General features: G+C 68.6%; 11 protein-coding genes. 3 read left to right on the plus strand and 8 right to left on the minus strand.

Features of this window, described 5'->3' with window-relative positions; all coding sequences use genetic code 11:
- Positions 1 to 243 precede the first annotated feature (243 nt).
- From ACL03I_RS10655 to ctaD, 6 genes are all read right to left on the minus strand, one after another.
- Complete coding sequence (locus ACL03I_RS10655) at positions 244 to 1,014, minus strand: NUDIX hydrolase (RefSeq protein ID WP_412805878.1); 771 nt, start codon at positions 1,012 to 1,014, stop codon at positions 244 to 246.
- A 513-nt stretch (positions 1,015 to 1,527) separates the two neighbouring features.
- The gene (locus ACL03I_RS10660) at positions 1,528 to 2,361 is read right to left on the minus strand and encodes an ABC transporter ATP-binding protein (protein WP_355078766.1); all 834 of its coding nucleotides are present in this window, start codon (positions 2,359 to 2,361) and stop codon (positions 1,528 to 1,530) included.
- Between the two features lie 136 nt (positions 2,362 to 2,497).
- Positions 2,498 to 3,301: an aminoacyl-tRNA hydrolase gene (locus ACL03I_RS10665; RefSeq protein WP_412805794.1), complete on the minus strand. Its 804-nt coding sequence runs from the start codon at positions 3,299 to 3,301 to the stop codon at positions 2,498 to 2,500.
- On the minus strand, positions 3,298 to 3,609 hold the full coding sequence (locus ACL03I_RS10670) for a protease inhibitor I42 family protein (RefSeq protein WP_412805795.1): 312 nt from the start codon (positions 3,607 to 3,609) through the stop codon (positions 3,298 to 3,300). The genes ACL03I_RS10665 and ACL03I_RS10670 overlap by 4 nt, the downstream gene beginning before the upstream one ends.
- A 513-nt stretch (positions 3,610 to 4,122) precedes the next feature.
- Positions 4,123 to 5,340 carry a phosphoserine phosphatase SerB gene (gene serB / locus ACL03I_RS10675; RefSeq protein ID WP_039795339.1) on the minus strand — a complete coding sequence of 406 codons (1,218 nt, stop codon included), beginning with the start codon at positions 5,338 to 5,340 and terminating at the stop codon, positions 4,123 to 4,125.
- 182 nt (positions 5,341 to 5,522) lie between these two features.
- Entirely contained in the window at positions 5,523 to 7,265 is a 1,743-nt protein-coding gene (gene ctaD / locus ACL03I_RS10680; protein ID WP_355078763.1) for an aa3-type cytochrome oxidase subunit I, read from the minus strand.
- A gap of 240 nt (positions 7,266 to 7,505) precedes the next feature.
- Here ctaD and ACL03I_RS10685 point away from each other — a divergent pair, with 240 nt between their 5' ends.
- Positions 7,506 to 8,312, plus strand: a complete 807-nt coding sequence (locus ACL03I_RS10685; protein WP_412805796.1) for a VOC family protein — start codon at positions 7,506 to 7,508, stop codon at positions 8,310 to 8,312.
- Positions 8,313 to 8,393: 81 nt separating this feature from the next.
- Here the strand turns inward: ACL03I_RS10685 and ACL03I_RS10690 are convergent, their stop codons facing one another.
- Positions 8,394 to 8,906 carry a hypothetical protein gene (locus ACL03I_RS10690; RefSeq protein WP_412805797.1) on the minus strand — a complete coding sequence of 171 codons (513 nt, stop codon included), beginning with the start codon at positions 8,904 to 8,906 and terminating at the stop codon, positions 8,394 to 8,396.
- Positions 8,907 to 9,030: 124 nt separating this feature from the next.
- Positions 9,031 to 9,513 (minus strand): hypothetical protein, encoded by a 483-nt coding sequence (locus ACL03I_RS10695; protein WP_397275363.1) that lies wholly within the window; start codon positions 9,511 to 9,513, stop codon positions 9,031 to 9,033.
- 188 nt (positions 9,514 to 9,701) lie between these two features.
- Here ACL03I_RS10695 and ACL03I_RS10700 point away from each other — a divergent pair, with 188 nt between their 5' ends.
- Entirely contained in the window at positions 9,702 to 10,796 is a 1,095-nt protein-coding gene (locus tag ACL03I_RS10700) for an ABC transporter substrate-binding protein (RefSeq protein WP_412805798.1), read from the plus strand.
- A gap of 136 nt (positions 10,797 to 10,932) precedes the next feature.
- Positions 10,933 to 11,394: an AMP-binding protein gene (locus ACL03I_RS10705; RefSeq protein ID WP_355078758.1), complete on the plus strand. Its 462-nt coding sequence runs from the start codon at positions 10,933 to 10,935 to the stop codon at positions 11,392 to 11,394.
- Positions 11,395 to 11,544 lie beyond the last annotated feature (150 nt).

Below are 11,544 nucleotides of genomic sequence, written 5' to 3' on the forward strand. Positions count from 1 at the left end.
GACGCACGCTACCGGGTGCTGACCGGCGTGAGCGGTGGGCCCTCAGAACCGCGGCACGATGTCAGCGCGAGGGTCCGCCGATGCGGACAGGAGGCACAGCGCGGGCGGTCGGACCCGGCAGGTGGCACACCCCTCGCCGGTGCCCTACCACTACCGGGCAAGCCCGCACGGCAGACCTGTGCACGGCCGGCAGACACCGCAGCATGGCCGGAAAGCCCGCTCAGGCGGGGAGCGCCCGAACGGTCACGGGCGCGCCGAGCCCTTGAGCCGCCCGGCATCGGGGAGATCGGCGAAATAGCGTCGGTTGTCCGGGAAGGACAGCAGCTGTTTGCCGTCCAGGTCGGCCAGCACCGGCATGATCGGATCGATAGTCCGCCGCGCGGCGAGGATGTCGGTGGTGGAGCCGAATTCGCCGAGCGCGATCAGCTGCGACCAAGTCGGTGGCAGCAGGACGTCTGCTCCCGAGCGCCACCGTGCCAGCGCCTCGGCAGGGGTGCGCCACTGCACCTCCGCCGCCTCGGAGGTGGCACCGTCGGCGAGCTGCCCCTGCGGCAGCACCGCGACGAAGAAGCGAGTGTCGTAGCGACGCGGCTCGATGACCGGCGTGATCCAGTTCGCCCACGGCCGCAGCAGGTCGGCGCGCAGCACCAGCTTCTCCTCCGCGAGGAAGGACGCCAGCGACAGTTCCCTGCGCTCGAGCCTTGCGCGGGCCTCGTGGTAATCGGTGGTGTCGGAGACGACGCTGTCGGCGGTCGGCCCGGCCAATAGCACGCCGCACTCCTCGAACGTCTCCCGGACGGCAGCGCAGACCAGCGCCTTCGCCCTGGTTTCGCTGGTCGCGAATTGTTCGGCCCACCATGCGGGTTCGGGACCGGCCCAGGCGATGTCGGCGGTTCCGTCGGACGGGTCGACGCCGCCGCCGGGGAACACGGTCATGCCCGCGGCGAAGGCCATCGCGCCGACCCTGCGCTGCAGGAAGATCTCGGGCCCGTCGGCTCCGTCGCGCACCAGCATCACGGTGGACGCGTCTTTGAGCGGCGGTTCGGGTTGCTGAGAGTCTGCCTGCGCTACTGTCTCACTCACCCTTGCACCTTAATAGGTGCAGTCGGAAGTCCGTCCTCAGCCCGCGCACGGCTGGAGCGAAGGCGAAAGTACGCACAACAGGCGCAGTCGGACGTCGTCCGTCCGCAGCCCGCCCACGCCCGGAGCGAACGCGTACGCACACCACGCGAAGTCGGACGTCGTCCAACCGCAGCCCGCCCACGCCCGGAGCGAACGCGTACGCACAACACGCAAAGTCCGACGTCCTCCAACCGCAGCCCGCCCACGCCCGGAGCGAACGCGTACGCACACCACGCGAAGTCGGACGTCGTCCGTCCGCAGCCCGCCCATGGCCGGAGCAAAGGCGGAGGTACGCACAACGCGCACGGCCGGAGCAAAGGCGGAGGTACGCACAACGCGCACGGCCGGAGCGAAGGCGGAGGTACGCCTGACGCACCCAAACTGCGCGATCGCACGCCGTCCGAGTCAGCGGGTGCGGTGACTGCCCGCCCGCCGCGAACGCCGCGCGAAGTAGCGGCCGTCGACTCGATCCAGGGCGATCGACTGGCGGAAGGCGTCGCTGAGGTTCTCGGCGGTGAGCACGTCGGAGAGCAGGCCCTGCGCGATCACTTCGCCCTCGTTGAGCAGCAGGCCGTGGGTGAATCCGGGTGGGATCTCCTCCACGTGGTGGGTGACCAGCACGATCGCGGGCGAGTCCGGATCGGCGGCGAGATCGCCGAGCCGCTCCACCAGTTCCTCGCGGCCGCCCAGGTCCAAGCCCGCGGCGGGCTCGTCGAGCAGCAGCAGCTCGGGATCGGTCATCAGCGCGCGGGCGATGAGCACGCGTTTGCGTTCGCCCTCCGACAGCGTTCCGTAGGTGCGGTCGGAGAGATGTTCGGCTCCGAGGCTTTCCAGCATGTCGATGGCGCGATCGGTGTCCACGTCGTCGTAGCGCTCCCGCCAGCGGCCGAGCACCGCGTAACCCGCGGACACCACCAGATCGCTGACCTTCTCGTCGGTCGGAACCCGGCTGGCCACCGCCGCCGACGACAGCCCGATGCGCGGGCGCAGCTCGCTGATGTCCACCTTTCCGATGCGCTCCCCGAGCAGATGGGCGATGCCCGCGGTGGGATGCAGTTCGGCGGCGGCCATACGCAGCAGCGAGGTCTTGCCCGCGCCATTGGGGCCGAGGACCACCCAGCGTTCGTCGAGCTCGACCTGCCAGGTGACCGGCCCGACGAGGGTACGGCCGGAGCGGCGGACGGTCACGTCGGTGAAATCGATGAGCAGATCGGGATCCGGTTGCGGCACGCGCTCCATCTTGGCCCACCCCGGGGGGCACTTGCCAACGCAGGGAGGGAAAACCGGCCCGGTCGGTCGATCTGTGCTGGAACGCCGCCGTCCCGGCCGGATCGGCCGCACCGACCGACACGCGCGCCGCGCCGTAGCGGAGGGTTCACCAGGACCGGGCGGGCACCGCGATCACCGTCATGGAGCCCGGCGCCACTTCGGTGTATCCCGCGTCGCGCACCGCGATCGCCGCGCCCTCCGCCACGTGCTCGGCCAGCGACGCCCAGCGCCGCGGGTCGGCCTCGCGGACCGCGCAGCGGAAGCCGAGTTCCGCCCAGCGCAGCGCGTGCTCCACCGGCAGCGCACCGGCCAGCAGCATGCTCGCGTGACCCACCTGCGCGGCGGCCTTGCCCAACGTCATCCCGAGCCCGGCGTTCACCCACAGCACCGGCAGTTCGGGATCGGGCGGGCCGGGCTCGTCGTGCGTGAGGTCGGTGCCGCCGATCTGCAGACGCTTGATTCGCGGGTCGACCTGCCCCACCGGCCCCGGGACCAGCGCCCGCGCCTGCGCGCCGTCGATCTCCACCGTGACGCCCGCGACAGCGCAAGTCGCCTGCCACTGTGCGCCGCGAGCGCGCCGAGCCACCTTGCGGATCCGGGAGCGCTTCCAGGCCAGATAGCGTTCTTCCCACTCGCCGCCCGGCCCGACTCGCTCGTCCAGGCACAGTGCCACCGCGGCCGACGCGGCGGCGGCGAGCAGCGCACTGCGCGGCGGCGGGTCGCTCTTCGGCAGATGCAGGACCATCTGCATCGCCTGCACCGTGGCCGGGTCGTCCGGATCGCCCGCGCCGTAGCCGCCGGCCAGCTCCGCGTGCCGGGCCCGGAACCCGTCGACGTCCGACGCCGTTGCCACGCCGCGGATCTCGCCGTTCTCACGCACTTCGGCGCCGCATTCCGGAATGCTCGTCATCGCTCCACCTCGATCGTCGACGAAAACGTCCGGGCCGGTTCGGAACCCGGCTCCCACGGACGCGCGTACTCCATCGTCAGCGGCGACGCACGGGACGACACGCCGACGACACTCCACACCCACGTCCTGCCCGCGCCCGGCGCGGGTGGGTCGGGTTCGAGATCCGCCGCTCCGTCCTGCTTCGCCACGGCCGCACCGGCTTTCGCGATACTCCCCGAGTAGGCGGTGGACGGATTCGCGGGGTGCGCGATCACCAGCCGCCGCCCCATGCGCGGTGGCCGCTGTTGTCGACCGTCCGCTTCGCTCATGCGGACAACGGAATTCGCGGACTCTGTCGTCACATCCGGCACACCGCACCCCGCCGCCGATCCGGCGGGCAGCACAAGCAGGGACTTGCGCACCCGTCCTCCGATCGCCGCATGATCAACAGCAGCGAGCCTACCGATGCGGGCGTACCTCCGCCTTCGCTCCGGCCATGCGCGAAGCTATCGACGGACTGCGTCCGACAGCGCCTATCCATGCGTACCTCCGCCTTCGCTCCGGCCATGCGCGGGGTTGTCGACGGACTACGTCCGACAGTGCCTAGCTATGCGTACCTCCGCCATTCACTCCCGCCATGCGCGAAGCTACCGACCGACTACGTCCGACAGCACCGATCCAGGCGTACCTCCGCCTTCGCTCCGGCCATGCGCGGGGTTGTCGACGGACTACGTCCGACAGCGCCTATCGATCCGTACCTCCGCCCTTCACTCCCGCCCTGCGCGAAGCTATCGACCGACTACGTCCGACAGCGTTTATCGAGGCGGAACCGGGCCGGATGTTCAGCCCAGCGGGACGCGGCGCAGCAGGCCGTCCCTGGCGTCGGCGGCCTCCACCTCGTGCCGGGTGACCCCGAGGATGAACAGGACCGCGTCCAGATACGGGTGGGAGAGCGCGGCGTCGGCGACCTCGCGCAGCGCCGGTTTGGCGTTGAAGGCGACGCCGAGCCCGGCGGCGTTGAGCATGTCGATGTCGTTGGCGCCGTCACCCACCGCGACGGTCTGTTCCATCGGCACCCCGGCGTCGGCGGCGAACTTGCGCAGGGCGGTCGCCTTGGCCGCGCGGTCGACGATCTCGCCGACGACGCGGCCGGTCAGCTTGCCGTCCACGACTTCCAGGGTGTTCGCCTGCACGAAGTCCAGTTCCAGCTCGTGTGCCAGCGGTTCGATCACCTGCCGGAAACCGCCCGACACCACGCCGCAGCGGAAACCGATCCGGCGCAGCGTGCGGATGGTGGTGCGGGCGCCGGGGGTCAGCTCGATCCGGTCGGCGACCTCCTCGATCACCGACTCGTCCAGCCCGGCCAGCGTCGCTACCCGCTGCCGCAGCGATTCGGCGAAATCGATCTCGCCGCGCATGGCGGCCTCGGTCACCTTGCGGACCTCGTCCTCCACGCCCGCGTGCGCGGCGAGCATCTCGATGACCTCACCCTGGATCAAGGTGGAATCGACGTCGAAGACGATCAGCCGCTTGCCCCGGCGCGCCAGCCCGGCACGTTCCACGGCGACGTCCACCTGCTCGGCCACCGCGACCTCGGCCAGCGCCGTGCGCAGCCGCGAATCGGTGTCCGGGCCGGAGTCGGTCGCGGTGACCATCAACTCCATGCCGGTCACCGGGTAGTCGGCGATACCGCGGATGGTGTCGATGTTGGCTCCCAGCGCGGCCAGTTGCCGCGACACCGCGCTGAACGCGCGCGCGGTGACCGGGCTGCCGAGAATGACCACCGCGTGGGTGGACATCGGCTGCCTGCCGATCGCCGCGTCCACCTCCACGTCGACGTTCATGCCGACGGTGTTCATGGCCTCTTCGAGCTCGTCCTGCAACGCCTCGGCGTCGGTCGGGCAGGTCACCAGGACACCGAGGGTCAGCCTGCCCCGGATCACGACCTGCTCCACGTCCAGCAGGCTCACTCGGTGCCGGGACATGGCCGCGAGCAGCACGGACGTCACACCGGGGCGGTCCGGCCCGGTGACGGTGACGAGGACGGTGGTGTCGGCCAACTGATGCGCTCCATGTTCGATGTTCGCCGTCGCTGTGCTGGACGTCGTTGTCGCAACGCACGGTGCGTACTGATCTCCACAAACGAGTGTGCACCCGCTGGTGACCAGCGGGTGCACACTCGTCGCGATGAATCCTACGGCGCGGCCGGACATCGCCCGTCCGGCCCCGCCGGGCAAGCGCCCTACTGCGCGAGGACGTTCGGCTCGTGCAGGTCGGTGGCGTGCTTGCCCGCGCCCCAGCCGACGTGCGCCTCGGCGCGCATGCGCTCGACCATGTGCGGGTAGTGCAGCTCGAACGCGGGACGCTCCGAGCGGATGCGCGGCAGCTCGTAGAAGTTGTGCCGCGGCGGCGGGCAGGTGGTGGCCCACTCCAGCGAGTTGCCGTAGCCCCACGGGTCGTCCACGGTGACCACCTCGCCGTAGCGGTAGCTCTTGAAGACGTTCCACAGGAACGGCAGCATCGACGCGCCGAGCACGAAGGCGCCGATCGTGGAGATCGTGTTCAGCGTGGTGAAGCCGTCGCTGGGCAGGTAGTCGGCGTAGCGGCGCGGCATGCCCTCGGCGCCCAGCCAGTGCTGGACCAGGAAGGTGGTGTGGAAGCCGATGAACGTCGTCCAGAAGTGCCACTTGCCCAGGCGCTCGTCCAGCATCCGGCCGGTCATCTTCGGGAACCAGAAGTAGATGCCCGCGTAGGTGGCGAACACGATGGTGCCGAAGAGCACGTAGTGGAAGTGCGCCACGACGAAGTACGAGTCGGTGACGTGGAAGTCCAGCGGCGGGCTGGCCAGGATGACGCCGGACAGACCACCGAAGAGGAAGGTGACGATGAAGCCGATGGAGAACAGCATCGGCGATTCGAAGGTCAGCTGACCGCGCCACATGGTGCCGATCCAGTTGAAGAACTTCACACCGGTCGGGACCGCGATGAGGAAGGTCATGAACGAGAAGTACGGCAGCAGCACGGCGCCGGTGGCGTACATGTGGTGCGCCCACACCGCGATCGACAGCGCGGCGATGCCCAGGGTGGCGTAGACCAGCGTGGTGTAACCGAAGATCGGCTTACGCGAGAAGACCGGGAAGATCTCCGAGACGATGCCGAAGAACGGCAGCGCGATGATGTACACCTCGGGGTGGCCGAAGAACCAGAACAGGTGCTGGTAGAGCAGGATGCCGCCGGTCGCGGGGTCGTAGATGTGGCCGCCCAGGTGACGGTCGTAGGCCAGGCCGAACAGCGCGGCGGTCAGCAGCGGGAAGGCGAGCAGCACCAGGACGCTGGTCACGGCGATGTTCCAGGTGAAGATCGGCATCCGGAACATGGTCATACCGGGAGCACGCAGGCAGACCACCGTGGTCAGCATGTTCACGCCACCGAGGATGGTGCCCAGACCGGACACCGCCAGGCCCAGGATCCACAGGTCGGTGCCGACGCCCGGGGAGTGCAGGATGTCGGTCAGCGGCACGTACGCCGTCCAGCCGAAGTCCGCGGCGCCGCCCGGGGTGATGAAGCCCGCGGTCGCCATGCTGGCGCCGAACGCGTACAGCCAGTAGCTGAAGGCGTTCAGGCGCGGGAAGGCGACGTCGGGGGCGCCGATCTGCAGCGGGAGGATGATGTTCGCGAAGCCGAACACGATCGCGGTCGCGTAGAACAGCAGCATGATCGTGCCGTGCATGGTGAACAGCTGGTTGAACTGCTCGGTCGAGAGGAACTGCAGGCCCGGCCGGGCCAGCTCACCGCGCATCAGCAGGGCCATCAGGCCACCGATGAGGAAGAAGCCCATCGACGTGGTCAGGTACATGACACCCAGGACCTTCGGGTCCGTGGTGGTGACCATCTTGTAGATGAACGAGCCCTTCGGCCCGGTCCGAGCCGGATAAGGCCGAGTCGCTTCCAACTGAGGGACTGGCTGGGGCTCTACGGCAGTCACTGATCCTCCTGAAAGGTGCCTTTAGGTCGCTCCGCAGGCTCCGCTGATCGCATCCATCCCGATGTCGGAACAGACGACAGTTCGCTTGCGCTCTCCGAATCGTAAACCCGTGAAGATGCGCCCGGCCGAACGGGTCCTACTCTCTGTCGTAGCTGTGTTGTTTTCCGGGACCGATGAGTTCTGTCGGTGGCGGGCGTCTGTAGAGGTGACACGAGTTCACCTCAGGCCAGGAGAGCAGCGATGACCGGAACCAACCGCACGAAGATCGGCGATCCCTGTTGGGTCGATTTGTACAGCTCCGACCTCGATCGGAGTATCTCGTTCTACCGCGAACTGTTCGACTGGACCGCCGAGAGCGCGGGCGAGGAGTTCGGCGGGTACGTCACCTTCCGCAAGGACGGGCGCGCGGTGGCGGGCGCGATGGCCAGGATGCCCGGCGACACCGACAGCCCGGAACAGTGGACGGTGTATCTGGCCAGTTCCGGCGCACAGGCCACCGCCGACGCGGCGACGGCGGCGGGGGCGTCGCTGGTCGTGCCGCCCATGGCGGTGGGCGAGCTGGGCACGATGGCCGTGCTCGGCGACGTCGGGGGTGCGGGCGTCGGCATCTGGCAGACCGGGACGTTCCCCGGCTTCGAGACCATGGGTCTGGTCTCCGGCGGGCAGTGGCGTGAGCACGCGGGCGCGCCGTCCTGGTTCGAGCTGCACACCCGCGCCTACGACGCCTCGTTGACCTTCTACCGGGAGGTCTTCGGCTGGTCGGACGTCTTCACCGTCTCCGACGCCCCGGAGTTCCGCTACTCCACCATCCACGCCGAGAGCCCGATGCTCGGCGGCGTCATGGACGCGTCGGCCTTCCTGCCCGAGGGCGCACCCGCGGGCTGGATCGTCTACTTCGGCGCCGACGACGTGGACAAGACCGTCGAGCGGCTCACCGAACTGGGCGGGACGGTGCTCTCGCCGCCCCAGGACACGCCCTACGGCCGGATGGCCGCGGTTACCGACGCCACCGGCGCCCGCTTCAGCATCGGGGGCAATCGGCTTTGAGCCCGGCGGGCCCGCACGAAGAGTTCCTGGACCGGCGAACATTTTCGGACGGGCCGCTTGTCGCCTCGGCGTACGGCACGCTCACACCGGATTCGCGCGCGTGTACGCCGCCATGACGTCCTCGATCCGCGCGACCACTTCCGGGTTGTCGCCGGCGGATTCTTCGAATCGGGCCGCCAATTCGTCGCACGACGCGACGAACGGCTCGTCTTCGGAATCGGTGAACAACCTCATCTCGGCGATGTTCCTCGCCCCGAGATAGGGATCCCGATATCCTCCGGCGACAGCGTACGCCTCGTTCAGACAGATCAGGAAAATCCCTGCCATCGCGCGTTCCGTCACTTTTTTCTGCCGGAAGAACCGCGTGACCCCGTCTGCCAATCGGTCCGCGTTCGCCAAGTCGACAGTATCGGCGTCCAAACCTTCGATCTCACCGGAAACGCTTTCCAACGCCGCCAGCCGCAGGCGATCGAACTCGGTCAATGCCTCCATCGAATCGACAAACCCTATGGCGTCGCGTGCACGAATGGCATGGACCGCTAGAGCGTGGCTGGAGGATTCGCCGCAGTATACCCGCCCACAGAAACGGACCATCTCCGTGAGGTGTATCCGCAAACGCGCCAGCGGTTCCTCGATCTCGTCCTCATCACGCCTGGCAGCGGCGACCAGCTCACGTCGGCGTATGCCCATCTGCGTTCAGCACCCCCGTTCGAGTGAATTACATGGTCGCGCAGGCGAGCCACTCGTTGTCCCGCGGCTCAGTATAGACAGTCAGGATGTCGTTGCCGCGGTTCGTGTCGTAGGCGAGCTTCGCTCGACTGCTGGTGCCGTTGTACTGCAAAATATGCTGTTTATGACCCGGCTTGTTCCCATCCCGGGGAAATCCGAAGCTCACCAAACGATCCATGCAGTCCAGAAAGGCCTTCGGGTTGACGAACGGATCGTGCCCACCGTCGACCATGTGGCGCAACGCGTAGCATCGGAACTGCATTTTGGATCCGTTCGGATGAACGGCGCCGTACAGGACCTGGTTCTCGTTCATCGTGCTACCGTCCGCATCACAAGCCGCCATATCGGCCGCGAATTTCTGATAGTCGAAATTCGACCCCGGCGGAGGCGTCGCGGATGCCGTCGCGCCCGCAGCGAATGTACAGACGACCATGAACAAGAACAGCGCGAACCGACCGAAATACAATCTCATGATTCCCCCTTGCGATGTCGCGCAACTCCCCGTTCGCGACCTTGCCGAGACAGTAACATAACGGTCGGCATCCGGAAAGCACGATCGAAGCCGCCGAAACAGCGGATCCCGTTGCACCAGCACGCCTGCCGCCAACCGCCGCGACCTCTGCCAGGGACCCGCCACCGCCGACATGTACCCTCACTCGCATGCCGGTGAGCGACGTGATGCAGGTACGCACCCGAATTCGCGCGATTCGTCATCGGAACGGCGCGGCCGGTCATCGGTTCCGGGCGGTCGTGGCCGGGTGTGCCGCGCTCGTGCTCGCGGGCTGCGGCGGCGCCACCGACGACTCCGCCTCCATCGTGCGCACCACCACCAACATCGCGGGCGCGGGTGTGGTGGGGCTGGAGCGCGACACCACCAAGGCGTGCGCGCTGCCGAGCGCGCCCGACCCGGCGGGCGGGGACACCCGCAGCGTCACCCATGCGGCGGGCGTGTCCGAGGTCCCCGCCGACCCGCAGCGCATCGTCGTGCTCAGCACCTCCGCGTTGGACGCCGTCTGCGCGGTCGGCCTGTGGGAGCGGGTCGTGGGGACGGTGACCCTCGACGGCCCGAGCCCGCAACCGGCCTATCTGGGCACCGGCGTGCTGAAGATCCCCGGCGTAGGCACCGCCGCGCAGCCGGACCCGGCCCGGATCGCAGCCCTGCATCCCGATCTGATTCTGGGCGAGAACCCCACCGGCACAGCGAGTTTCAGCGCGTTGCAAGCCATCGCACCGACCGTGCTTGTCGGTTCGAACAACAGCTGGCAAGCCGAGTTCGCTGCGTTCGCGGCAGGCATGGGACGGCGCGACGCGGCGGAGACCGCACTGCAGAACTACCGCACCGAGGCGCGCGACACCGGCACCACGCTGGCGGCGGGCCAGACCCAGGCATCGATCCTCCGGTTCACCGCCGACGCCCAGCGGGTACAGGGCGGTGACAGCTTCTCCGGCCAGGTGCTCGCCGACGCGGGCGTGCAGCGTCCTGCCGCGCAGCGCGGCGCCTCGTTCGACGTGCGCGAGAGCGAGTTCGCCACCAAGGCGGAGGGCGACCTGATCTACGTGATCCTCGCGGGCCAGGAGGGCAAGAAACACGGTGAAGCGGTGCTGCGCACCGACGAGTGGAAGGTACTCGGCGCCGCCACCGATCGCCGGGTGTTCGCCGTGGAAGACAGCGTCTGGCACGGCGACGGCCTCACCGCCGCCCGCGCCCTGCTCACCGACCTGCGCAACACGCTCAACGGTTACGTGACCGACTGACCGCCCACCCCTTGGGTGAGGTTTCCCGCACCCTTGGAGTGCGCGGACCAGCGCTGGGGTTGCTGTCGAAAAGTCCGCTCGAGGACGAGATTCAGAGGTACGCCGAGAACCTCTCAATCGACCCCGAGGACACGACATGCACACGCTGACCGATTCGCTCGCCGACAACCTGTACTCCCTGCCGGTGGCACAGCCCGTCGCCGAGGTGGATCCGCACGCGGTCGTGGCCTCCACCGCCGGTTGCGACCTGACCTACGCCGAGCTGGACCGCTGGTCCAATCGCCTGGCCCGGCTGCTGCTGCGCCTCGGCGCCGGACCCGGCACCCGGATCGCCGTCGCGATCGACCAGGCGATCGAGTCCGTCGTGGCCGAGCGGGCCGCCACCAAGATCGGCGCCATCGCCGTGCCGGTGACCGACGACGGCTCCTACGCGCTCGGCACCTCGGTGGGCGTCACCACCAAGGACCAGCAGCCCGAGTCCGCGGAAGCGATCACCTGGCTGGTGCTGGACGAGCGCTCCACTCTGCAGCGCTACCTGACCAGCTCCGCCGCCCCGCTGGGCGCGGCCGACCTGGATCTTCTCCCGAAAGCCGCCTGACCGGACACAACCCCTCCCCCGCGACCCGAACAGCGATGTTCGGGTCGCGCAGTGTGCCCAATACCCCCGCAGCGTCGACCGCGCCGGTTCAGAATTGAGTTGCCGCGTGCTGTGCGGCGGCAGGTACTACCGCTACCGCGGTGGCTACGG

This window comes from Nocardia sichangensis, assembly GCF_047200615.1.
Classification (GTDB): domain Bacteria; phylum Actinomycetota; class Actinomycetes; order Mycobacteriales; family Mycobacteriaceae; genus Nocardia; species Nocardia sichangensis.

What these genes read in the sequence shown, in the direction of transcription:
- ACL03I_RS10665 (WP_412805794.1), bottom strand. Translation starts at nt 3,301, where the DNA reads ATGACGAGCATTCCGGAATGCGGCGCCGAAGTGCGTGAGAACGGCGAG.
- ACL03I_RS10655 (WP_412805878.1), bottom strand. Translation starts at nt 1,014, where the DNA reads ATGCTGGTGCGCGACGGAGCCGACGGGCCCGAGATCTTCCTGCAGCGC.
- ACL03I_RS10700 (WP_412805798.1), top strand. Translation starts at nt 9,702, where the DNA reads ATGCCGGTGAGCGACGTGATGCAGGTACGCACCCGAATTCGCGCGATT.
- ACL03I_RS10695 (WP_397275363.1), bottom strand. Translation starts at nt 9,513, where the DNA reads ATGAGATTGTATTTCGGTCGGTTCGCGCTGTTCTTGTTCATGGTCGTC.
- ACL03I_RS10705 (WP_355078758.1), top strand. Translation starts at nt 10,933, where the DNA reads ATGCACACGCTGACCGATTCGCTCGCCGACAACCTGTACTCCCTGCCG.
- ACL03I_RS10685 (WP_412805796.1), top strand. Translation starts at nt 7,506, where the DNA reads ATGACCGGAACCAACCGCACGAAGATCGGCGATCCCTGTTGGGTCGAT.
- ACL03I_RS10690 (WP_412805797.1), bottom strand. Translation starts at nt 8,906, where the DNA reads ATGGTCCGTTTCTGTGGGCGGGTATACTGCGGCGAATCCTCCAGCCAC.
- ACL03I_RS10670 (WP_412805795.1), bottom strand. Translation starts at nt 3,609, where the DNA reads ATGAGCGAAGCGGACGGTCGACAACAGCGGCCACCGCGCATGGGGCGG.
- ACL03I_RS10660 (WP_355078766.1), bottom strand. Translation starts at nt 2,361, where the DNA reads ATGGAGCGCGTGCCGCAACCGGATCCCGATCTGCTCATCGATTTCACC.